This window comes from Paenibacillus sp. FSL H3-0286, assembly GCF_045040705.1.
GTDB classification, from domain to species: domain Bacteria; phylum Bacillota; class Bacilli; order Paenibacillales; family Paenibacillaceae; genus Paenibacillus_AQ; species Paenibacillus_AQ odorifer.
The window spans coordinates 2,919,901-2,942,330 of sequence record NZ_CP150285.1 but is presented as its reverse complement, the minus strand read 5'-3'; the positions used below and the strand labels follow the sequence as shown (position 1 = coordinate 2,942,330).

21 protein-coding genes are annotated in these 22,430 nt (G+C 44.4%); 5 read left to right on the top strand and 16 right to left on the bottom strand.

Annotated elements, in window-relative coordinates; translation table 11 throughout:
• The first annotated feature begins 157 nt into the window (after positions 1-157).
• Positions 158-790, top strand: a complete 633-nt coding sequence (locus MHB37_RS13170; RefSeq protein ID WP_076189864.1) for a GNAT family N-acetyltransferase — start codon at positions 158-160, stop codon at positions 788-790.
• Positions 791-793: 3 nt separating this feature from the next.
• On the opposite strand, the gene MHB37_RS13165 is transcribed toward MHB37_RS13170, so the two are convergent.
• The 3 genes from MHB37_RS13165 to MHB37_RS13155 form a co-directional block, all read right to left on the bottom strand.
• Positions 794-1,489, bottom strand: coding sequence for a 5'-methylthioadenosine/adenosylhomocysteine nucleosidase (locus MHB37_RS13165; protein ID WP_076183358.1), 696 nt, complete (start codon positions 1,487-1,489; stop codon positions 794-796).
• Between the two features lie 92 nt (positions 1,490-1,581).
• Positions 1,582-2,592, bottom strand: a complete 1,011-nt coding sequence (gene ccpA / locus MHB37_RS13160) for a catabolite control protein A (protein WP_036686140.1) — start codon at positions 2,590-2,592, stop codon at positions 1,582-1,584.
• Positions 2,593-2,844: 252 nt separating this feature from the next.
• Positions 2,845-3,309: a hypothetical protein gene (locus MHB37_RS13155; RefSeq protein ID WP_076129122.1), complete on the bottom strand. Its 465-nt coding sequence runs from the start codon at positions 3,307-3,309 to the stop codon at positions 2,845-2,847.
• 209 nt (positions 3,310-3,518) lie between these two features.
• On the opposite strand from MHB37_RS13155, the gene MHB37_RS13150 reads away from it, so the two are divergent.
• Positions 3,519-4,043 carry a type 1 glutamine amidotransferase domain-containing protein gene (locus MHB37_RS13150; protein ID WP_076189861.1) on the top strand — a complete coding sequence of 175 codons (525 nt, stop codon included), beginning with the start codon at positions 3,519-3,521 and terminating at the stop codon, positions 4,041-4,043.
• Between the two features lie 91 nt (positions 4,044-4,134).
• On the opposite strand, the gene MHB37_RS13145 is transcribed toward MHB37_RS13150, so the two are convergent.
• From MHB37_RS13145 to aroA, 7 genes are all read right to left on the bottom strand, one after another.
• Entirely contained in the window at positions 4,135-5,535 is a 1,401-nt protein-coding gene (locus tag MHB37_RS13145; RefSeq protein ID WP_405169482.1) for a DUF4179 domain-containing protein, read from the bottom strand.
• Entirely contained in the window at positions 5,528-6,058 is a 531-nt protein-coding gene (locus tag MHB37_RS13140) for a sigma-70 family RNA polymerase sigma factor (RefSeq protein WP_405169481.1), read from the bottom strand. The genes MHB37_RS13145 and MHB37_RS13140 overlap by 8 nt, the downstream gene beginning before the upstream one ends.
• A 180-nt stretch (positions 6,059-6,238) precedes the next feature.
• Positions 6,239-8,008, bottom strand: coding sequence for a phosphoenolpyruvate--protein phosphotransferase (ptsP, locus tag MHB37_RS13135; protein WP_405169480.1), 1,770 nt, complete (start codon positions 8,006-8,008; stop codon positions 6,239-6,241).
• Positions 8,005-9,891 carry a glucose PTS transporter subunit IIA gene (locus MHB37_RS13130; RefSeq protein WP_405169479.1) on the bottom strand — a complete coding sequence of 629 codons (1,887 nt, stop codon included), beginning with the start codon at positions 9,889-9,891 and terminating at the stop codon, positions 8,005-8,007. The genes ptsP and MHB37_RS13130 overlap by 4 nt, the downstream gene beginning before the upstream one ends.
• A gap of 851 nt (positions 9,892-10,742) precedes the next feature.
• A complete protein-coding gene (locus MHB37_RS13125; RefSeq protein WP_076306213.1) occupies positions 10,743-11,411 on the bottom strand; it encodes a hypothetical protein in 669 nt (222 codons plus the stop codon).
• A gap of 589 nt (positions 11,412-12,000) precedes the next feature.
• Positions 12,001-12,435 (bottom strand): CoA-binding protein, encoded by a 435-nt coding sequence (locus tag MHB37_RS13120; protein ID WP_076279823.1) that lies wholly within the window; start codon positions 12,433-12,435, stop codon positions 12,001-12,003.
• A gap of 87 nt (positions 12,436-12,522) precedes the next feature.
• Positions 12,523-13,815: a 3-phosphoshikimate 1-carboxyvinyltransferase gene (gene aroA / locus MHB37_RS13115; RefSeq protein ID WP_405169478.1), complete on the bottom strand. Its 1,293-nt coding sequence runs from the start codon at positions 13,813-13,815 to the stop codon at positions 12,523-12,525.
• A gap of 110 nt (positions 13,816-13,925) precedes the next feature.
• On the opposite strand from aroA, the gene MHB37_RS13110 reads away from it, so the two are divergent.
• Positions 13,926-14,231 carry a rhodanese-like domain-containing protein gene (locus MHB37_RS13110; RefSeq protein ID WP_036686126.1) on the top strand — a complete coding sequence of 102 codons (306 nt, stop codon included), beginning with the start codon at positions 13,926-13,928 and terminating at the stop codon, positions 14,229-14,231.
• Positions 14,232-14,235: 4 nt separating this feature from the next.
• Here the strand turns inward: MHB37_RS13110 and MHB37_RS13105 are convergent, their stop codons facing one another.
• From MHB37_RS13105 to MHB37_RS13090, 4 genes are all read right to left on the bottom strand, one after another.
• Positions 14,236-14,784, bottom strand: a complete 549-nt coding sequence (locus MHB37_RS13105) for a shikimate kinase (protein WP_235219530.1) — start codon at positions 14,782-14,784, stop codon at positions 14,236-14,238.
• Between the two features lie 144 nt (positions 14,785-14,928).
• Positions 14,929-16,344, bottom strand: coding sequence for an NADP-dependent phosphogluconate dehydrogenase (gndA, locus tag MHB37_RS13100; RefSeq protein ID WP_038570246.1), 1,416 nt, complete (start codon positions 16,342-16,344; stop codon positions 14,929-14,931).
• A 259-nt stretch (positions 16,345-16,603) separates the two neighbouring features.
• Positions 16,604-17,200, bottom strand: a complete 597-nt coding sequence (locus MHB37_RS13095; RefSeq protein WP_036686566.1) for a hypothetical protein — start codon at positions 17,198-17,200, stop codon at positions 16,604-16,606.
• Positions 17,201-17,577: 377 nt separating this feature from the next.
• Positions 17,578-18,867, bottom strand: a complete 1,290-nt coding sequence (locus MHB37_RS13090) for an MFS transporter (RefSeq protein WP_076279826.1) — start codon at positions 18,865-18,867, stop codon at positions 17,578-17,580.
• A gap of 97 nt (positions 18,868-18,964) precedes the next feature.
• On the opposite strand from MHB37_RS13090, the gene MHB37_RS13085 reads away from it, so the two are divergent.
• Positions 18,965-20,440, top strand: coding sequence for an aminotransferase class I/II-fold pyridoxal phosphate-dependent enzyme (locus MHB37_RS13085; protein WP_036686120.1), 1,476 nt, complete (start codon positions 18,965-18,967; stop codon positions 20,438-20,440).
• A gap of 130 nt (positions 20,441-20,570) precedes the next feature.
• Here the strand turns inward: MHB37_RS13085 and MHB37_RS13080 are convergent, their stop codons facing one another.
• On the bottom strand, positions 20,571-20,882 hold the full coding sequence (locus MHB37_RS13080) for a DUF1292 domain-containing protein (protein WP_036686118.1): 312 nt from the start codon (positions 20,880-20,882) through the stop codon (positions 20,571-20,573).
• Between the two features lie 80 nt (positions 20,883-20,962).
• A complete protein-coding gene (locus MHB37_RS13075) occupies positions 20,963-21,517 on the bottom strand; it encodes a copper amine oxidase (protein ID WP_036686116.1) in 555 nt (184 codons plus the stop codon).
• 164 nt (positions 21,518-21,681) lie between these two features.
• On the opposite strand from MHB37_RS13075, the gene MHB37_RS13070 reads away from it, so the two are divergent.
• Positions 21,682-22,419 carry an MBL fold metallo-hydrolase gene (locus MHB37_RS13070; protein ID WP_076129115.1) on the top strand — a complete coding sequence of 246 codons (738 nt, stop codon included), beginning with the start codon at positions 21,682-21,684 and terminating at the stop codon, positions 22,417-22,419.
• The last annotated feature ends 11 nt before the right edge of the window (positions 22,420-22,430 follow it).

The following is a 22,430-nucleotide window of genomic DNA, read 5'->3' as shown; positions in this document are numbered from 1 at the left end:
CTCTTGCCTCCCTCACTCGTTTGATTTAAGCTTTAAGGGTAAGACTCATGTTTTAAATAATGATGTCAATGCAATGAATGTGAATTTTTTATGTCTGAATTAGTATACCATAGCAAGCGTTTACATACCATTTTTTTGATCTGAAAGGAGCACTGTCATGGAGCATCGCAAAATCCCTATTTCCCATACTCTCTCCTATATGGGTAGAACGATAACTGTGAGCGGACCCCGATCTCCCGAGGACCTTGAAGTCCTGCATATGCATCAGGACCTTGATGCTTTCCGCAGGCCATTAGAGCAACAAGAGGCGCTCGTAGAGATCGCCAGCTTGCCAGAGGGCCGTGTAATTACCGCAGTAGAGAATGACGTTATAGTAGGCTATGTGACCTTCCATTATCCAGATGAAATGGAGTTATGGTCACAGGGTGGTATGGAGGATCTTATTGAGCTTGGAGCGATAGAGGTGAGTAATGATTATAGAGGGGCCGGACTAGGCCGGCTGCTGGTTTCTACTGCTTTTGAGCGGGAGCAATTGGAGAATTGTATTGTTTTTACAACAGAGTATTACTGGCACTGGGATTTAAAAGGCAGTGGGCTGGACGTATGGGCCTATCGCCAGATGATGGAACGGCTGATGAAAACCGTAAATATGGTTTGGTATGCTACGGATGATCCAGAAATTTGTTCACATCCCGCTAACTGCCTAATGGTTCGCATTGGACAAGAGGTGCCCATGTCCTCCCAGGAGACCTTTGACAGAGTACGTTTTAGACAACGCTTTATGTATTGATCATTAAATATGCTGCAGCATAAATTCTAATATGGAATGGGAGCGTTGTGAAGATTGTACTGTAAATTCCCTGAAATTCACCTCAGCTGATCCATCAGACTTATCTGACATGGAGCGAATGATGACAAAGGGCGTGGCGTTCATATGACAGACTTGAGCAACCGCCGCCCCTTCCATTTCCACACAAGCTCCATCCATTTGGTCTCTTAATTCAGCTACAATCTCCGCATTAGAAATGAATTGATCACCAGATAACACCTTGCCTATCAAGTACTTTTGACCTAGCTCATTGCATGCCTTCTCAGCAAGCTGTACTAGCGCAGGGTCTGCCTGAAAGACGGAAGTCTCCTGATAAGGAATTTCGCCTCTTGCGAACCCAAGCCCCGTAGCATCCATGTCATGTTGTACACATGTAGATGCTATAACAATATCTCCAATATTCAATTCTGGATGTACTGCTCCAGCAACCCCCGTAAACAGCACACGGGATACGCCAAAATTATCAATTAGAATCTGAGTCGTAACTGCTGCATTTACTTTACCCACGCCAGATTTACAGAGCACTACGGATTTTCCTAATATGTTTCCTATGTAATATTGTATACCTGCTTTAACTTTTGTCCGCTTGTCCTCCATACCCTCTAGAAGCAGCTTGATTTCTTCATCCATAGCTCCGATTAATCCGATGACTTCACTCACAGTAAATACCTCCTTTGAAGATTTATTTAGCAAATAAAAACATAAAAAGCTCCATAAGGAGCTTTTTACGGAATAACTGTTCAGTTCTTAAATTACTTATTTAGATGATTAACCGACAAGCGGAGAATCGTTTCATGAGGCAGGATAACCCGCGGATTCTCAACGGTTTCTTTCTTCATAAGCTTGGTCAAAAGTCTCATCGCAACTGCGCCCAAATCGTACATAGGCTGAGCTACGGTTGTCAGCAAAGGACGAACCATCGAAGCCATACGAATATTATCCACACTAATGATGGAGAAATCATCCGGTACCTTCAGACCTTCATCTTGAATACTGTGAATGGCACCAATAGCCATTTCATCCGTTGCCGCAAAAATAGCGGTTGGTTTCTTCTTGAGTCCAAGGAAATACTTCATTGCTTCTACACCAGATTCATAGCGGTAGTTACCGATGCGTACCAAATCCTCTTGGTACTCGATTCCTGCCTGTTCCAATGCTTTCTTGTAACCATGGAAACGTGCATATCCATTTGCAGGATCCTGCAGTGTGCCACTGATCATAGCGATCTCACGATGACCGTGACGAATCAATGTGTTCACAGCATCAAAAGCAGCGGTTTCATGATCGATGTCAACGGAAGGATAAGTTCCCTTCTCATCCCGTGTAGCACATAGAACAATCGGAACTGCAGAAGTCTGGAAAGCTTGAATATGTTCGTCAGTTACTGTACCACCCATGAAGAGCAGACCATCGACCTGTTTCTCCAAAAGGGTATTAATGACACGAATTTCTTTCTCTTTACGCTTATCCGCGTTACACAATATGATATTGTAATGATACATGTTCGCGATATCTTCAATCCCGCGTGCAATTTCTGCAAAAATCGAGTTTGAAATATCAGGGATGACAACCCCAACGGTTGTCGTTTTCTTACTGGCAAGACCTCTTGCCACGGCATTGGGACGATATCCCAAACGTTCAATCGCTTCAAAAACTTTCTTCCGGGTCTGCGGTTTCACGTTAGGGTTATTATTCACAACCCGTGATACCGTAGCCATAGATACGCCTGCTTCTCGAGCTACATCGTAAATGGTTACCGTCAAATTACTCTCTCCATTGCGATAAATTTTATCGTTCGACTAATTAAAAATATGATACGACACTTTGTACATTTGTGCAATGATAACGCTTCATTTTCCTTTCAAAATTTCTTTCAAGGCTGAAAACGTCACCCTGGATTAAAATTGTGACCAGTGCTGGTTAACCTGTCCAAGAGCATCAATAATGTAACTTCTATCTATCGTAACAAAAAGTGAGTGAAAAATCCAACATTCCGTGAAAAATTTTCATTATTTTCACACAATTTTTTTATAATCTTCATTTTCAGTCATTTGGAAGGTTAATTGAGACAATCTTCGACTAGTTTCTTCCATCCAATGCTGGTCTGACAGCTTCTCAGCTAAACGATAGATATCGAGAAGCATATCGACTCGGGTCTGAATCCTCTCTCGGATTATCGTCTCTAGTTCTGATATTCCCCCTATTATAGTTTCTGACAAGGATTCTTTTAATACACTGGCCAATTCATTTCTCTCCGTAAACAAAAAATCTTTTCCCGGATCATCTCCACTGAGTTCTTTTACTAATTTGCCTAGATCTGCTTTAATAAACTGCAAAGGTTCATAACTAGCGCATTCTGGGCAGGTATAGACAGGAACATGAGTAATCTTCATCTTCGTATTAAAAATCAAAGAATGCATATGTAAGTTCATGAGGCCACCACAACTGCACAACTTCTCCATCAAATTATCTTTATACATCTTCTACACCTCTTGCACAAAATTAATAACGCACAAAGTTTGACTTTTTCAACTTCTATATTCGACTCCACTCGATTAAAACCCTCCTTTATTGCATATAATGATTAAATTGGCAATTTGTCTATAATTTACATCCCTAAAGATGACTTCATATTTTAAATTTGATAGAATAATGAAAGAATCATGGGAATCGAAAGGAGCTTAACTAAATGAGACTAGCCGGTAAAAAGGTCATAGCACTCGTAGACGATGAATTTGAAGATTTGGAGCTCTGGTATCCCGTGTATCGGGTGAGAGAAGAAGGTGCCGAGGTTCACTTGGCAGGTCTGGAAAAAGATAAGACGTACATCGGTAAATATGGCGTACCTGCTAAAGCAGAATACTCCTGGGACGAGCTTAATGCCGCAGATTATGATGGGATTTTGGTTCCAGGCGGCTGGGCTCCTGATAAAATCCGTAGATACAGTGCCGTTCTAAAGCTTGTACAGGATTTTAATGCGGCTAAAAAACCGATTGGGCAGATCTGCCATGCAGGCTGGGTATTAATTTCTGCTAAAATTCTGGAAGGTGTAACCGTCACCTCCACGCCAGGCATCCGTGATGACATGGAGAATGCCGGAGCCATCTGGAAGGATGAAGCTGTGGTTACGGATGGACATATCATTTCTGCTCGCCGCCCGCCAGATCTTCCGCCATACGGCAAAGCCTTTTGCGATGCACTAGCTGGGGAATAAACAGTAGGAATATAGTTAAAATCAAACAAGCCCTGTTTCTCACAATTTGAGGAACAGGGCTTTTGATTTGAGGCGTTTAAAATCCAGATGGTTATCTAATCCGCATGGAATCCGTCTCCATGATCATATTTGGATAATTTGTAAACCTAAAAGTCAAAGGTTGAGGCAGCTTTTCTTTGCCTACGTTAAGATAATAAGTTATTGTAGTTCCCTTAGCGTCTTCACGGTATTCTCTATATCTAGAATAACTCTCAGAATCATGTACAAGCCAATGTCCGCTTCCAGCACTATCCACAAAATTATCGTCTATCCCAAAACCGGTTGCTTCATGCAACTCCTCAACTTTTTTGGGAATCAATAAATCCAATAATATAATCCCCTTCTCCTCATCCGCGGTCCGTTTAGAAATCGTGAGATAGTTATCCGGTACCTTTAAAATCTGCTGTGTTTCCGTATTAATCACAAGTTCGACCTCTGACTGATCTAGAGCAGAGATTCCCTCAACTTCAAGTTTGATTGGATCATCAGGTCTCATATTGTCATTGTGGTAAATATTCGAACCACTTGCCCACATTAGTTCCTCTTGATGATCCCCTTTTCCGAGGACAAGCTTAGGTGAAAGCAAACTGAAAATCCTCATTGTATTCTCTCTGCCAAAGGTTTGTCGCATATAAATACCCGTAGGCCCAATATAAACCTGGTCCATTATAATTTTCTGTCCGCCGATAGACAGACTATCCTTCAGATCAACGAGTTCTCCTTCAAAATAATTGTTATCAGCTTCCAGTGGAATTTTGACATCCATTTCTTTTATATCCTTGTTATTAAAAACTTGACCAATTGCATCTGGAAAAAGCGATAGTGTGATATTCAACTCCTCTGGTATCTCATCCTGATATTTATCCCAGACGATTTGCTCATACATACGAGTCGTCCCAGGGGACCCAACCTCTTGTGCATTAGAAGTGCTAAACCCGCTGTATCCACTAAGGTGGTATTTATCCTCTGGAGTCTTTTTCAAAGACAAGCCAAAAAGCCGCATCTTCTGATCCGTATTGTTCTGGATTGTATAAAGCACCGCAATGCCTCTTCGGTCTGCAATGATTCCATTAACAGTCCATGTTATCCCGTCCACCTCAGGAGAAGAGATATTTACCTCCTTCATCATCCCCGCATCAAGTGCTGATTTAATCGTCAGATTATTAGCAATAACGGGTCTAAACACTTCAAGCTGACCCCAGCTTTTTGGAGGTAATTGCGCACGTACGGGATTTATCATCTGATTTGCCCAAGGCACAATTATAAGTAAGGCGAATGCCAAGACTACCAATACAACAACAGCGTACTTTTTTCTAAAAGACAAACGTGAACGGTTCCCTTGCTGCATCCCCTTGCGGATCGCGGTGTCCAGTTTTACATCCAGAATTTCTTCTGCCTCCGCATCGATTTTCTGAAAATAATCTTTAAGCAGCTTCTCTTCAGACTCAGCCATAAAATAGCTCCCCCTTCCGCTTCATTTTGTCACGCAGTTGTTTTAATCCTTTATTCAGCCATGTCTTCACTGTGCCCTCTGGTTTATCCAGCACCTCTGCAATCTCGGCAAGGGTCATATCCTTGTAATATTTGAGCACCAGCACTTGGCGATATTTGGGTTTCACTCCATCCAGCGCTTGTTCCATGTCCAGTCTGCGGTCACTTTTCATCTCCATGATCCCCTCATCACTTCGAGCAGCTTCTGCGACTGTATTCCTCTTTCGGCGCTTCAGCTCATCATTACAGCAATTAATCAAAATACGTGTTAACCATGGAGCGAAACGCTCCGCATCTTTTAAGTTTTTTCGTTTAATCCATGCACGGCAGGTGGCCTCCTGCAAAACCTCCAGCGAATCCGCTTCATTTCGCAAATAGCTGTAAGCAATGCTATAAAGTTTTCTTTTCTGTCCAGCCACTTGCTCATAAAACAGCTCTTCATCCGTAGCAGCCATTTCCATTTCGTCATTTATAATGTGATCCATTTTCGGCCTGCCTCCCCCCTTGCCTTTATTCTTAAATCGGTTCTGTGTAACTCTCTCTATGTATTGACTGCGCCGCAGGGCAAACGGTTTTGTTTTTTTAAAAAGTATGGCTTAAATAAAGAAAAAGGTTCGGCAAGAATGCCGAACCTTGATATGAATTGAATAAAAGTTACAGTAACTTTAGGATGAGGCTTTCTCCTGTAGTTCCCCGCTTGATCCAAGTGTAAGACCACTTTTTTGGGCAAACGCAGTTAACATTTCTTCCGTCTCTGAGCTTGTACGATGGTGGAAACACGCTTTGGCGATTCTTTTGGCATCCTTGGCCAATGTGTTCAGTGTGCGGTGTTTAACCTTCAGCAGCGCCTGCGGCGACATGCTGAGATCTCTAATTCCCAGCTCCAGCCAAAGAGGCAAAGAACGCTCATCCGCCGCCATTTCACCACATACACTGATATCAATCTTGGCATTACGTGCCGCTTCTACCGTCATACGGATCATTCGCAGAACCGCTGGATGGTACGGATGATACATATGAGCAATTTGTTCATTCATACGGTCTACCGCTAACACATATTGAACCAAATCATTAGTGCCGATACTGAAAAAGTCAACTTCCTCAGCCAGTAAATCAGCAATCATAACCGCCGCCGGAACTTCAATCATAATACCCACAGGAAGATTCCGGTTAAAAGGGATATCTCGTTGCTCCAGCTCAGCTTTCACTTCTTCTAAAACAGCTTTTGCCGCCTGCACTTCCTCTACGGAAGAAATCATTGGAAACATTAACTTTACATTCCCGTATGCACTTGCCCGCAAAATGGCACTTAGCTGGGTTTTGAACATATCTAATCGGTCCAAGCTGATGCGAATCGCCCGGTAACCAAGGAAAGGATTCTGCTCTTCAGGCAGCTGGATATAATCCAACTGCTTGTCCCCGCCAATATCCAGCGTACGAATCACTACAATGTTATTGCCCACCTTCTCGACAACCTGTTTATACACTTCAAATTGTTCATCCTCAGTTGGAAAAGATCTGCGGTCCATATAAAGAAACTCCGTGCGGAACAGGCCTACGCCTTCAGCTCCATACTTAAGCGCTATGTTGAGTTCTTTAACTGAACTGATATTGCCGGCAAGTCGCAGGTTCACACCATCCTTGGTAACAGCCTCCACGGTGGCGAGCAGTTCCAGTTGCTCTTTCTTTTTATGCTGTTTATCCCGAATCGCTACGTATTCATTTATCGTAAGTTCATCTGGATGGATTTGTACAGATCCGGTATCACCGTCGATCACAAGCATGTCCCCGGTCTGAATAGGATTAGACAGATTATTCTCCAAGCCTGCTACAAGAGGAATGCCTAGCGCACGAGCCATAATGGAGGAATGTGAGGTTTTACCGCCCATCATGGTGACAATACCTAGAACATAAGTTGGATTCAAGTGAGCTAGCTGGGAAGGAGACAACTCCTTCGCAACAAGAATATATGGCTGTGTATCCGATGGTAACGTAACCTCTGGAGCGCCTAAAAGATGTTTTAAAAGACGGTTTCCGACATCCTTGATATCCACCGCCCGCTCCTTCATGTACTCATCGTCTAGCAGATCAAACATCGCTACAAAATGATCAATCGCTTCTTTCACAGCTACTTCTGCCGCCTTGTACTGGCGCTCAATGATCCCGCGGATTTCACTCATGAACACAGGATCATCTAAGATCGCCAGATGAGCATCAAAAATACTCGATTCCTCCGGACCCACCACTTCTCTGAACTCTTTTTTGATGAATTCAATCTCGTCCTTAGAGGTACGGATACCTTCGTATAAACGCTCAAACTCCTTAGCTAGATCCACTGGGTTCACTTGTGTATCCGGTAAGCTCCATTCCCAGTTCGGCAAGACAAAGGCCTTCCCGATAGCTACACCTGCTGCTGCGCCTATGCCTTGTATCATCCTTCAATCCCTCCAACGTTACTTTCGTGTAAGACTACGGACATTACTGATGATTGCCCCTTTTTAACATTTTTAAATGGAGCATAGCTCCATGATTTGACTCGATCAGGATTCGTGATCACCATCGGTGTAGCCAATGAGGCCGCATGTTCACGCAAATAAGCGAGGTCGAATTTAACAAGCAATTGACCCGGCTCCACGCTGTCGCCTTCTTTTACAACCGCCTCAAAGGGTCCCTTGAGCTGTGAAGTGTCGATCCCTATATGCATGAGTACTTCCAACCCTTCCGGCGTCGAAATACCCACGGCATGCATTGTAGGATAGACGTGCATAACTTTCCCGAATACGGGTGAAGTAAGTTCCCCTTTTTCCGGCAAAAATGCAACACCATCCCCCACTAGCTTAGCTGCAAAAATGTGATCAGGCACTTCCTCAATGGGCATCATTCTACCCTGCATTGGCGAACTGAACAGCACCTGCGGTAAATCACGAAGCATAAGCTTATTAATCTCCTCGCGGATCAGTTCTGAATACGTGCCAAATACTACCTGGACATTTCCGCCGCCTAGCTTGATAATCCCAGCAGAACCTAAACCTTTAAGCGCTCCAGTATCTATATATCGGTCATTATGAACGGTAAGCCGCAGACGGGTGATACAGGACTGCACTTGTACAATATTCTCCTTGCCTCCAAGCGCCTCTAAGATCAGCGGTGCCTGATAAGGGATATTGCCGGCCCAATCCCCAAGCTCTGAACCTTCTTCACGCCCCGGTGTCGGGATCTGAAAACGGCGAATCGCCCAGCGAAATAAATTATAGTATACAATCCCGTAGCCGATACCAATCGGAATCAGCAGCCAAGCCCTCTGTGACAAATGCATGTTCAAGAAGAAATCGATGGCTCCAGCCGAATAGGAGAACCCGTGATGGATTCCCAGCATGTAGGTCAACACCATAGCGAGACCGGACATTACAGTATGTACCGCGAACAAATACGGAGAAGCAAATAAAAATGCAAATTCGATCTGCTCCGAAACCCCGGTCAGAAAACAAACCAACGCCGCCCGCACAAAAGTCTTTTTAATCTTGGGCTTCAAATCCTCGCGCGCTTCCTGAATAATTGCAAAAGCAATGGCAGGCAGCGCAAACATCATAATCGGAAACAACCCCGCCATAAAAATCCCCGCCGTTGGATCGCCTGCAAAAAAACGCGGCAAATCCCCCTGAACCACAGCACTGCCATCAGGAGTCGTAAAATTCCCAAATTGAAACCAAAACACATTATTAAGAATATGATGTAGTCCAAAAGCGGTCAGAACCCTATATAGGACGCCATAGATAAAAACGCCAAACCCGCCCGTCTGCAATATTCCCTGAAAAAGATTATCCAGCCCTATCTGCAGCAGCGGAGATATTCCTAACATTACCCATGCGAACCCGGCAGAAAACAAGCCCATGAACAGCAAAACAAAACGCGACCCTCCAAAAAACTGGATCGCCTCTGGAAGCTTAATATTTTTAAACCGGTTTTGCGCGACACCGGCAACGATCCCCAGCAAAATTCCGATTAGTGTTGCAGGTTGTACAAGCCCGTCTCCCATTTGGGTGACAATTCGGTCGTAAGTGAACATCCCAGCCAGCGCTGCAAGCCCCCCTGTTCCGGCTTGATTGGATAACCCCCAGGCTACACCTACAGCGAACAAATAAGGCATATAATAAAATATTGCCTGCCCCGCGTAAGTAGCCACTTCAGACACCGAAGAAAGTCCCCATGCAGACCAAGGTAAGCTGCCCAAACTCAGCAAAATGGCTGCCGCCGGCAGTACCATGGTAGGAAGCATTATGGCTCTGCCCAATTGCTGCAATGATCCGAGCCAATTCAAGGCTACCCTCTCCTTTCTTTCTATATTGAATGGTAAGCGCTGCGGGGATTTTTGTCAAAAGAAACTCATGAGATCTTCACGTTACATTTTTAAAACAAATATTCTCATATTCCACTAAACATTTATTCATTAGTATCCATAGAACGGCTGGTATTTACGTGAAGCTGATGAATACTACAGAGTTAGTATCGAGTTTAAGTGTACTTTGTGCAACTATTTATATCGGCGTTACTCTGAGCACCTTTTTAACTGCACTTCATACAACTATTTTTAGTGATTTTCCACTTAACCTAATCTTTGATGCGTTCTAAGTGTACAAAGTACAACTATTTCCCATTTAGATAGCTATTTCGGCGATTTAGTTGTATATAGTGCAATTATTCCCTTGCGCAGCTATCGTATAGATGTCCCTAGCATACCTGGTCCGATCAGATCAGGTATGATTTGGTCTGATTTTATTTGGTCTGGTCTAGTCTGGTCTGGTCTGGTCTGGTCTGGTCTGGTCTGGTCTGGTCTGGTCTGGTCTGGTCTGGTCTGAACTGATCTGATCTCAGAGCATTCGCTTCATAACATCGAACTTTTCTCCCCCATTAACTATCTTCAACACCCTAAACTCACAGTTAGGAATTCCACCTGAGTTTAAGTGTACTTTGTGCAACTATTCCTATCGACGTTACTCTGAGCACCTTTTTAACTGCACTTCTTACAACTATTTTTAGTGATTTTCTACTTAACCTAATCTTTGATGCGTTCTAAGTGTACAAAGTGCAACTATTTCGCATTTAGATAGCTATTTCGGCGATTTAGTTGTATAAAGTGCAATTATTCCCTTGCGCAGCCTCTAAAGATCCTTACCACATTTGATCTGGTCTGAGAGCCTTCACCTCATAATACCGAATTCTTTCTCCCTGATTAACCGGCTTCAGCAACCCCTTCTCACTTAATGATTGCAGCAATCGACGCGCCGTACGGAAATTAATGCAGAAATGCATGGCTACATCCTTTGGACGAACCGGTCTACCGAGACGCCAAGCGAAACGCAGAACCTCTTTTTCCTCAGATAAAATAGCTACGCTAGCAGATTTACGCGCCAAGTAAGGCGCCAGCACCAGTTGCAACAGCATCCGGCAGACCTCGGGACGTTGCTGGATATCATCAAAAGAAAAATGAATCATCCTCCAGCCCATCCCAGTCAAAAAAGTGTCCCGATTTACTGAATAGTTGAATTTCTCGCGGTCCATATCTTTCACATGGCTTTGATATCCATCACACTCGATCCCAAAGCTGCTGCCCGTCTGTGGAAGATAAGCAAAGTCCAGAAATTGTGATTTACGATTCCAGTCATATACTTCGTATTCTGGATGCAAATCGCCTAGGGACTCAAACATAGGCCACCATACATTCTGCAAAAATAGCTTTTCCGCAAAATTTTGTCCTCTAACCAGCCTCCCTCTTCTTTCACCTGTTCTTGATTTCATATGCTGGTCGATAAACAAACCATGCGCTTCTTCAAACTCCATAACCTATAGCCTCCCCTACAAAATAAAAAAACGCCCTTCACCGCAAAAAGCGGTTTAAAGGACGTTCTTCGTCTAATCTTATTATAACTAGCTCAACAGGCGTTTTACATTAGAAATCGCACCTTGCGTTACACAATACCACTTATTTTGGCTAAACTTCATCATCTAAGTTTGCATTAGCCACAGCATCATAAATTTAAACCTAGTTAGTTTATTCCACTTTTGCTCGTTCTCGCCAGTTTGCTCATTCTTCACCAGTTAGTTCGTTCATCACCAGCCCGTTCATTCTTCGCCAGCTAGTTCGTTCTTCACCAGTTAGTTCGTTCTTCGCCAGTTTGCTCATTCTTCACCAGTTAGTTCGTTCTCGCCAGTTTGCTCATTCTTCACCAGTTAGTTCGTTCTTCACCAGTTTGCTCATTCTTCACCAGTTAGTTCGTTCTTCACCAGTTTGCTCATTCTTCACCAGCTAGTTCATTCTTCGCCAGCTAGTTCGTTCTTCGTCAGTTCCTTGTTACGTCCGTTGGTCAACGCTAACTATAATCACTACATATTTAACTCAGTGTTTAGTTTAACAGTTATATAACCGAACCTACTGCCGGCTACGCCCATGCATTGTGATCGCTTCTTCGACCTTGATGCAGCGGTCCATAATGGCGATCATACCGTGCTCAGCGACGATTTCAGCGGCTTCCGCGCTAACTATACCCTGCTGGAGCCACAGCACACGTGCGCCAATGTCAGCTGCCTCCTGCGCGACCTTTGCGCAGTGTTCGCTTCGACGGAATACATTGACGATGTCCACTGGCTCTGGAATTTCTGCTAAAGTGTGATAACACTTTTCTCCCAGGATTTCTCCGTCCACCGTTGGGTTAACGGGAATGATCCGATATCCCCGGCTTTGCATGGCGCCCGCGACCATATATGAGGTACGATCTGTTTTGTCTGATAAGCCAACAACAGCAATGTTACCTGCGGAAGCAAGAATATCTCCGATCTGCTCCCGACTTGGATTCTCAAAGCTCATAAGTAGTGCCCCTTTCCATAGTTACACTTAATGATCCTTGTTTAACTGAAGCTAGAACTGAAGCTAGATAAGCTAGCTCCCTTATTCCTATTGTACCCACTCCACATTCGCACCAAGCGCACGCAAGTGATCAAAATATTGCGGATAAGATTTTGCCACATGATGTGCATCCTTAATCAAAAGAGGTTGACGCGCACGCAAGCCTACTACGGATAGTGCCATAATTACGCGGTGATCATAATGCGCATTAATGGTGACTCCGCCTTCGACACCTTCGGGCATGCCGTGAACAATAATCTCATCGCGGCGTTCTTCTACCTTGGCTCCGGCACGGGTTAACTCTGCCAAGTAATCGGTAATGCGATCACATTCCTTATAGCGCAAATTCTCAACATTGTAGAATCGGGAGGTACCTTCTGCAAATACTGCAGCAGCCACCATGGCCAGTACCGCATCTGTTGCAGCATCTCCATCGAATTCAACAGCTTTTAGGATACCGTTCCCTTGGACATGTACTGTACCCTCTTCATGTGTAAGAGGAACTTCCATCATCCGCAGTACATCAACAATGGCTCTTTCACCTTGTTTACTTTGTTCTGCAAGACGGTGAATTTTCACATCCGACTTTGTAACGGCAGCCGCCGCAAGGATTGCCGCAGAGCCTGGGTAGTCACCTTGAACAGTATATGATTTAGCTGCATAAGCTTGACGACCCGGAACTTTAAAGGACATGTAATCATCCGCAGCGTGCACCACAATACCTGCCTGCTCCAACACTTCCAAGGTCTGGCCCACGACAACCTTCGATTTCAAATCATCGAGGACAATAATTTCACTATCTTCTTCAAGCAATGGTGTCAGAAACAGTAGAGCACTTAAGAACTGGGAGCTTACTGCACCAGAGACAGTAATTCTGCCTCCAACCGGTTTACCCCCACGGATCGTGATCGGCAGTTTCCCTTCATTATGCTCCACCTGAACACCTAGCTGTTCCAACGACACAATCAAGTCGTCATGCGGACGTTTGCCCAATGAGTCTGGATACGTATTTACAAAAGTAACCTCAGGACTTAACGCGGCCACAGCCATAAGAAAACGCAGCACTGCTCCGGCATTTCCTACATTAAGTTCTTTAACGTCTTTTGGGTGACGTCCGAAGCCTTGAATCACAATCTTTTCCTCATCTTCTGTAAGCACAGCACCCAAATCTGCTATGCAGCGGCGGATCGCGTCGCTATCCTCACTATGTGCAGGATGATAAATCGTACTTACTCCTTCAGACAATGCCGCAACCAGCAGATAACGTGTCGTATAGTTTTTGGAAGAGAGGGCTCCAAATTCTCCTTGCAGAAATGGCGTTGGCCTAACAATAACGTCCATAATATAAACTCTCCTTAGTAGATGTAGTGGGTATGTAATGCTCGTTTGACAGGGTATTCTGTTCTTGTGTTATCATTAAACCATTCTTCTGATGAAAAGAGGTCAAACCCATGCATAATGTACCACAAATCACACCGCAAGAATTACGGCAGTGTATAGAGACAGGTGAAGACCTTGTACTCATCGATGTTCGCGAAGACGAAGAGGTGGCCTTTGGGATGATTCCCGGTGCACAACATATCCCTATGGGAGAAATTCCGCACCGTACTGAAGATATTCCAAGCGATGCCAAAGTGATCTTCATTTGCCGTTCCGGTGCCCGCAGCCAACGTGTCTGCGAATATCTACAGCAATTTGGTTATAACGCTGCGAACCTTAGCGGCGGTATGATTGAATGGAATGAGACACTCTCTTAAAAGCTCAACCGCGGTAATGCATTAAAATATGTTGCGACACTTCTGCCGCAGTCAGTCCCGTTGTATCGACCGTGTAATGCGCGAATAGGTATGCATCCTGGCGATCTTCCATGATTCGTCTGACCCGTTCTTCTGCATTGCCGGCGAGCAGCGGACGATTCTCATCCCCGCTAACACGTGCAATAATCTCTTCCTCAGTTGCCGTTAGCGCAACTACATGCCCTTTACTCAGCATTAAGGCTGTATTCCCCGGCGCCAATACCGCGCCTCCACCAGTGGATATTAATTTATTCTCAGACTCTAGCATTTGCTTTAGAACCGCAGTTTCTACGCTTCGAAAGTATTCCTCACCATCTTCTGCGAAGATTTCTGCAATGCTTCTGCCTTCAGTCTCAATAATGACATGATCCAAATCAACCAGCTCATAGCCCAGCTCCTCGGCCAAAATAGCACCAACAGTTGACTTACCAGTCGCCATCATCCCTACTAAAATAATGTTTTTGTTCTTATCTTCCTGACTCATCGTTTTTAGTTCTTCTGTATCCCCAGCCATGACTATCCTCCAACCGCGATATTTGTCATATCATAACACAGGGTCAAAACATTAGACAATCCGCTTCTTCCAGTAAAAAAAGACCCGAAAGGCTCCCCATTTCTGGTGAAGCCGTCCGGGCCGCTTGTCATACCGTCAATTAGATTATTCCGCTGCCATCCAGTTGTGGTGGAAGACGCCTTCTTTGTCCACACGTTTGAAGGTGTGAGCGCCAAAGTAATCACGTTGAGCCTGAAGCAAGTTAGCAGGCAAACGTTCTGTACGGTAGCTGTCATAGTAAGCCAATGCGCTGGAGAATCCAGGAACTGGAACACCCAAAGTTACCGCAGAAGCAATGACTTTACGCCATGCAGATTGGTAATTGTCCATAACATTCTTGAAGAAAGGATCAAGAAGCAGATTCTTAAGCTCTGCATTGTTCTCATAAGCATCTGTGATATTTTGTAGGAAACGGGAACGGATAATGCAGCCGCCGCGCCAGATTTTAGCCAGCTCGCCATATTTCAGATCCCAACCATATTCGTCGGAAGCTACGCGAAGTTGAGCGAAACCTTGCGCGTAGGATACGATTTTGCTCGCGAACAATGCTTTACGCACGTTCTCAATGAATTCGGCTTTGTCACCTTCAAATGTTGTTGCTTCTGGTCCGTTAAGCACTTTGCTTGCTTCTACGCGCTCATCCTTCATAGCAGACAGGAAGCGGGAGAATACGGATTCGGTAATCATGGACAGAGGTACACCAAGATCTAGTGAGCTTTGGCTTGTCCATTTACCAGTACCCTTTTGGCCAGCGGAATCAAGGATAACGTCAACCATAGGTTTGCCGGTTTCTTCGTCGTATTGAGCAAAGATATCAGTAGTGATCTCGATCAGGTAGCTGTCGAGCTCGCCGCTGTTCCACTCTTTGAAAATATTGTGAAGTTCTTTTGCATCCAGACCTAGAACATCTTTCAACAACTGATAAGCTTCACAGATCAATTGCATATCACCATATTCGATACCATTGTGCACCATTTTAACATAGTGTCCTGCACCGTCAGGTCCGATATATGTACAGCAAGGCTCTCCGTCCACTTTGGCTGAGATTGCCGTTAGGATAGGCTCTACAAGTTTATACGCACTTTCTTGACCACCTGGCATAATCGAAGGACCTTTAAGAGCACCTTCTTCACCACCAGAAACTCCAGTACCGATAAAACGGAAACCTTTTTCTTCCAGCTCTTTACTACGACGAACTGTATCAGGGAAGTAAGCATTCCCTCCGTCGATAATGATGTCGCCTTGATCAAGATGCGGCAGCAGTTGCTCGATGGTAGCATCAGTAGCTTTACCAGCTTGAACCATGATCAGAATTTTGCGCGGTGTTTCCAGCGAAGCTACAAATTCCTCAACGGAAAATGTGCCTACGAGGTTTTTACCTTCTGCTTCAGCAAGAAGATCATGTGTCTTCTCCGGGGAGCGGTTGAATACGGATACGGAAAAACCTTTGCTTTCGATATTTAGAGCCAAATTCTTGCCCATTACCGCCAAGCCAATAACGCCGATTTGTTGTTTTGCCATCTGGTCCTCCACCCTTTGCACCCTATATTTTTGTGAAATCCATTTCTCGCAGTATAAGAATACCACCCTTTATCAGAGACAGCAAAGCCTGCCCTGCGAATAGAGATCAATTTCATTGACAAATTCAGTCTAAGAAATGATCACAATGACTATTTTAACGTTTTTAACGTCAGAAGTGAACCCCTGTCTGCAAGTTCCAATACAAATATAAGACACCCCGATGAACGGGGTGCCTTGAAAGAACATTTGCGGCACTTGCTTACCATTCTAACATAAACAATTCCTTGGTCAAAAAGGCAAGCTCAGCTCGACATTTGTCCGCGCGAACCGTATCTCCAGCCTTTAGGGCATCATTTAACCGATCCAACTGTTCATCTACTTCAATTCTCCGCTGGCGAACCCGTTCTTCCCCTTCAATAGAATAAAAGAGTCTTGTCAGCTCCTCATCTGTGAGCATAGGTCCCTTCTGATATAACACGCGCTGCTGATAACCAGAAATTTCAACTAGGCGAATCACTTCGCCAAACAAAATATTTTCAATAATAATCTGCCGATCCCGGAAACGTTTAACGATTGCATGCCCGCGCATATCCCCAATTAATTTCTCCATCCACTCTGACAAGCGAGCATCACGGATCATATAATCGCCCACAAGCTTATAGCCGTCTTTAATCCTTTGAAACCGCAATTTCACTAACTTACGACCCGTACGGACCGAAATCACAAAGACCTGTTCATTCTCGCTCCAATATAGGGAATAACCTTCTTGAATCAAATCCTTGATCAGGTCCTGGATATGCTGTCTGTCGAACCGCAGTTCCAGGTTACAATATTCCACCTCGTCGTTTTTGTTCACGGCACTCCCCCCTAACAGCTTCACATCTGTAAAGCCAACCTTCATTAGTTCAATTCCAGAGTAATCATGGCTGCCGGACCTCTTCTTGAGTTAACTTCCTTTTTGCGTTCGTCTTAATCTTATTTTATACTTCAGTTTATGTAGCGGTAACTTGGTTTATTGACTATTTTTACCCGCAACAGCCTTTCTCCAAACGCTGATCGAGAATTTTAATGCCTTTTAGTCCTTTTGAAGCATAAACGTTCTAGTCCTTCAGCTGCACAGTGTCATACAGAAGACCTTCGAAACTTACTTCCGTTATATCGTATGTCCTTCTAATTTTCTAAAAAGCCGCTGATTTACCGGATCATTCTCCGGTTATCAGCGGCTTTTTTTCCTCAGCTAGTCTTAAATTTCTGTTTCGTTCTATGCACGATAAGCAGATGCAGCCCGAAGAGCATCAGCATTACAATAGCACTTGCCAGGAATGGGACACCATGTCCTACATGATCCCATAATCTACCTGACAATACTGGCCCCGCTACCATTCCTGAGCCTTGGAGTGTCAGGAACAGCCCCCAGACAGTCCCTCGTTCTCCCTTAGGAACTTGCTTAGCCAGAAAGGCATTCCATGCCGGAAGGATAAGCGCGTAGCTTATACCGACCAGTGCCACCGCGATAAAGGCAAGTGGCAGCCAGCGAACCTGAGAGAAAAAGGCCAGCGAAAAGGCAGCTAACAAAAAACCTATATTCAGAAACACCGTTGTCCCTATACGGTCCACCAGCTTACCTGCGGGAATAAGTGCAAGAACTGTAATCCCTCCCCCTGCAATGAGGAGCAAACTGAATTGATTGGGACTAACATGCAGCTCTGTACGTGCGAACAAGGTAACTACAGGTGTCATCAAGCCAATGGCGAAGGCCTGTAGGAACAACGCCGGGTACAGCCATCTGCTGACTTTCAGGGTAGTTCTCACCTGATGCAGCGTTCTTTTTATACTTTCTAACGGACTAAGTTTTTTACGCTCCATTGCTCCGCCAAGTCCATGCATGTCCCTCACGACAGCATGAGACCCGCTAGAAGAGATTCGTTTAGGTAAGAAAAGGGCTACTACAACTACAGCGGCAGCACAACCTAACAAGACTAGAAAAGCCACGTGATAGCTTTGTCCACCCTGATCCATTAAAAAATTCACAACAATTGGACCGATTCCTGTTCCTGCGAGAGAAGCCATCTCAACAGCGCCCATGGCCGCACCACTGCTGCCGCTTTTAGTTGATCCGGCCAGCTCGGTAATCCCGGTCATCACACAAGGCCAAAGCGGAGATGTCCCGATCCCAAGAATGAGACAGGCGATGGATAACGCAAGGGCCGTTTTGGCATAGATGATCAAACCAATGGCTACTAGAATCAGCAGCAATGCACTTGTCATCGTCCAGCGGAACCCTATGCGCTCCATAACCCAGCCTGAAGGGCTGCGGAAGACGTTGTCCCCCAAATACTGTAGGGCAAAAGCGAATCCCACTACTGTCACCGACAGCCCCAGTATATTCTCCATATACACTGGCAATAAAGCAACAAGCAGCGAACCTTTAACAAATTCAACTAAAAAAATAATTACCCACATCTCAATAATAAATGGTGATGCTAAACTAATATTCATCCGTTGTTCAGCTTTCGTGGACATTCTATCACATCCAAATCCTAGTATTCTGAAGATTGTTTTGTTATACTGATGCTTGCCTTAAAAATTAACTATTCGCGAAAGGTTGTGACAGCATTAAATGAATCAACACCGTACTCCCCTCTTCACAGCTCTAAAAAAGCATGCCGCCGGCAATCCAGTTCAATTTCATATTCCCGGGCATAAGAAGGGGCTAGGAACCGATGCCGAATTCCGTGAGTTTATCGGCGATAACGCTCTATCCATAGATCTAATCAACATCGCACCGCTTGATGATCTACATCAGCCAACTGGCGTAATCCAGGAGGCTCAAAAGCTGGCTGCGAAGGCTTTCGGCGCCGACTATACGTATTTTAGCGTACAGGGCACGAGCAATGCCATCATGACGATGATCCTCTCTGTCTGCTCACCGGGTGAAAAAATAATTGTGCCGCGTAACATTCATAAATCCGTAATGTCGGCCATTATCTTCTCCGGAGCCAAGCCTGTGTTCGTCTCGCCTGTACAGGATGAGAATCTCGGGATAGATCACGGCATAACCACCAGTGCGCTGGAACGAGCGTTAAAGCGTCATCCAGACGCTAAAGGAGTTCTAGTTATCAATCCAACGTACTTCGGCGTATGTGCCGACCTGCGTTCGATTGTCGACCTGGCTCACCGTTACGGGGTACCCGTTCTGGTGGACGAGGCACATGGAGTACTGATTCATTTTCATGAGGATCTGCCGGTATCGGCCATGCAGGCCGGTGCGGACATAGCTGCCACTAGTGTGCATAAGCTTGGTGGTTCCATGACGCAAAGCTCGGTACTGAATCTAAATGCGAAGACTGGGCTGATTAACCCACAACGGGTGCAGACCATTATGAGCATGCTGACTACAACATCAACCTCATATATTTTATTAGCGTCTCTCGATACATCTAGACGCAATCTCGCGCTGAACGGACATGAAATGGCGGAAAGAACCATCCAATTGTCCAACTACGCACGCGAGACCATTAACACTATCGAAGGCTTGTACAGCTTTGGTAAAGAAATACTTGGAACAGAAGCAACTTTCGATCTAGATCCAACCAAACTTAACATTCACGTTCGCCATTTAGGGATCACTGGTTACGAAACCGAAAACTGGCTGCGTGAGAAATACAACATCGAAGTTGAACTGAGTGACATGTATAATATTCTTTGCCTTATTACCCCAGGTGATACTCAAGAATCAGTAGATAAATTATTAGCTGCTTTACGGGTGCTATCCGCTATCCATTATAGCAAGGGTGAAATCTATGAACTGAAGGTTCAGGTTCCAGAAATCCCGCAGCTTGCTTTAATTCCAAGAGATGCTTTTTATGCTGACACTCAGTTAGTTCCGTTCCGCGAATCTGCTGGGTACATCATTGCAGAGTTTATCTATGTATATCCACCGGGGATACCGATTCTCCTCCCTGGCGAAGTCATTACTCAGGATAATATCGACTACATTATCGACCACGTCGAAATCGGCCTGCCGGTTAAAGGGCCTGAGGACCGCAGCATCACTAATGTTAAGGTGATTGTTGAAGCCGATCCTATATCCTAAGATCTATTTTTTTCCTTAAAAACTTAAATCATTTATACAAAAACCCGATACCATAATGAGTATCGGGTTTCTGTATATAAGCATCAACTGTTCCATTCACATAGAACAGCTTAAGTTTAGTCGCTAGAATCTATTCTTGCTGAGCAAGCAGATTGTTGTAAGCTTCTTCAACAGCTTTCCATTCTTCTTCATCTTCGATATTATACAATACCATTTCTTCGTCTTCTTCTTCCATACGCAGAATAATGCCGTCTGCTTCTGGATTCTCGCGCTCTAACAACAGAGCATATAATTTCTCGCCTATGTCGAACGTTTCTACAAGCACCATTTCCACATCTTCGCCCTGCTCGTTCGTCAAGGTCAGCACAAACTCCTCGTGCTCATGGTCGTGATCATGCCCGCAACCGCATGCTTCACCATGCTCATGTTTGTGATCGCTCATTGTAATACCTCACTTTGAATTGTATTATCCTACATCTGGTATCGTACCACGTTAGATTAGTTCAGGTCAATTTAGAACACCTAATTTAACGCTGTTATTACCTTCTCCGACACAAGTACGTAATCGGCATTTTTGGAGGGCTTAATATAGAAGCCTACCCGGTATTTGCCCGCTTCTTTAAAATCATAAGTAAACTCCGAGGTTGGAAACCAGAAATTATCCTTCTGCGAGCCTTCAAGCACCTGTGACTGAATATCCTTAACGTTTCCAGACGGATCTGTCATGGCCACTTTCACAGCTGAAATCTCTTCGGTCAGACTATCTACCTGAGTTAATATCTTTATTTTCAGCTTGCCTACATTGACATTGCCAAAAACCGTATCCCCTTTAAAAAGTACAATATGGACATTAGGTTTAAGGATCGTAACTTTCCCAGAACCGTCCCAAGTAACAACCCCGCCTGTTTCTCTAGCAGGAATGTACGTTTTTCCATCAATTAGATAACCGCCGTCTACAATTTCTTTTCCGTTGCTCCATACTCTAATTTTCTGATTAACGGAATCGGCGAATAATAATGAGCCACCCATTAAGGAAAAAGCAAACACGCACAAAGTGATTTTTTTCCATCTATTCATTTGAGACCCTCCAGATAATTCATGCTGTTAATATATACTTACTTTGTTTCAGCAAGTTGCGCTGATTTCAGGTAAATATTTCATTGATCTTGCGAAAAATGATATTATGGTCTTATTCGAAGTAGAAACATTAGCTATAACCGATTTCAGGAGGGTTCTTTCTTATGAGTCTAAGCCTACAAATGCTAGGAACAGGCAATGCTTTTGCGAAAAAATATTTTAACAACAATGGCTTGCTGCTAGATGAAAATTACACCCTGCTGATTGATTGCGGGATAACAGCCCCGCTTGCCATGCATAGACTTGAAAAATCCTTCAGTGACGTAAATGCTACGCTCATTACACATATTCATGCAGATCATGTTGGAGGGCTGGAAGAGCTTGCGCTAACCTTAAAGCATGTGCACGGTAAAAAAATGACCTTACTTCTTCCGGAGACACTTATAGAGCCCTTGTGGAACAATACGTTAAAGGGAGGTTTATACCAAGAAGATGCTGTATCTTCCTTATCTGATATCTTCGATGTTAAGCCCATGCAGCCTGAAAATACCTACAAGCTCTCTCCTACTCTTTCATTAGAGATCATACAAACACCGCATATTCCCGGGAAAAACAGTTATTCCCTTCTAATAAACAACGAGATTTTTTATAGTGCGGACATGACCTTTCAGCCGGATCTACTGATTAGCCTTGTGCGGGAGCGCGGGATCCGGATCATCCTGCATGACTGCCAACTAGGTGGAACAGGCGTTGTTCACACCACGCTGGAAGAGCTGATGTCTCTGCCTAAAGATGTTCGCGAGCGGATCAAGCTCATGCATTATAGCGATGAACAACCAGATTTCGTCGGACTTACAGGAGAGATGGAATTTTTAGAGCAGCATGTGAACTATAAACTCTGATCTTTACAAAA

Coding starts and splice junctions, on each gene's coding strand:
- MHB37_RS13170 (WP_076189864.1), top strand. CDS start 158: ATGGAGCATCGCAAAATCCCTATTTCCCATACTCTCTCCTATATGGGT.
- MHB37_RS13155 (WP_076129122.1), bottom strand. CDS start 3,309: ATGTATAAAGATAATTTGATGGAGAAGTTGTGCAGTTGTGGTGGCCTC.
- MHB37_RS13150 (WP_076189861.1), top strand. CDS start 3,519: ATGAGACTAGCCGGTAAAAAGGTCATAGCACTCGTAGACGATGAATTT.
- MHB37_RS13145 (WP_405169482.1), bottom strand. CDS start 5,535: ATGGCTGAGTCTGAAGAGAAGCTGCTTAAAGATTATTTTCAGAAAATC.
- MHB37_RS13140 (WP_405169481.1), bottom strand. CDS start 6,058: ATGGATCACATTATAAATGACGAAATGGAAATGGCTGCTACGGATGAA.
- ptsP (WP_405169480.1), bottom strand. CDS start 8,008: ATGATACAAGGCATAGGCGCAGCAGCAGGTGTAGCTATCGGGAAGGCC.
- MHB37_RS13125 (WP_076306213.1), bottom strand. CDS start 11,411: ATGGAGTTTGAAGAAGCGCATGGTTTGTTTATCGACCAGCATATGAAA.
- MHB37_RS13120 (WP_076279823.1), bottom strand. CDS start 12,435: ATGAGCTTTGAGAATCCAAGTCGGGAGCAGATCGGAGATATTCTTGCT.
- aroA (WP_405169478.1), bottom strand. CDS start 13,815: ATGGACGTTATTGTTAGGCCAACGCCATTTCTGCAAGGAGAATTTGGA.
- MHB37_RS13110 (WP_036686126.1), top strand. CDS start 13,926: ATGCATAATGTACCACAAATCACACCGCAAGAATTACGGCAGTGTATA.
- MHB37_RS13105 (WP_235219530.1), bottom strand. CDS start 14,784: ATGGCTGGGGATACAGAAGAACTAAAAACGATGAGTCAGGAAGATAAG.
- gndA (WP_038570246.1), bottom strand. CDS start 16,344: ATGGCAAAACAACAAATCGGCGTTATTGGCTTGGCGGTAATGGGCAAG.
- MHB37_RS13090 (WP_076279826.1), bottom strand. CDS start 18,867: ATGTCCACGAAAGCTGAACAACGGATGAATATTAGTTTAGCATCACCA.
- MHB37_RS13085 (WP_036686120.1), top strand. CDS start 18,965: ATGAATCAACACCGTACTCCCCTCTTCACAGCTCTAAAAAAGCATGCC.
- MHB37_RS13080 (WP_036686118.1), bottom strand. CDS start 20,882: ATGAGCGATCACAAACATGAGCATGGTGAAGCATGCGGTTGCGGGCAT.
- MHB37_RS13075 (WP_036686116.1), bottom strand. CDS start 21,517: ATGAATAGATGGAAAAAAATCACTTTGTGCGTGTTTGCTTTTTCCTTA.
- MHB37_RS13070 (WP_076129115.1), top strand. CDS start 21,682: ATGAGTCTAAGCCTACAAATGCTAGGAACAGGCAATGCTTTTGCGAAA.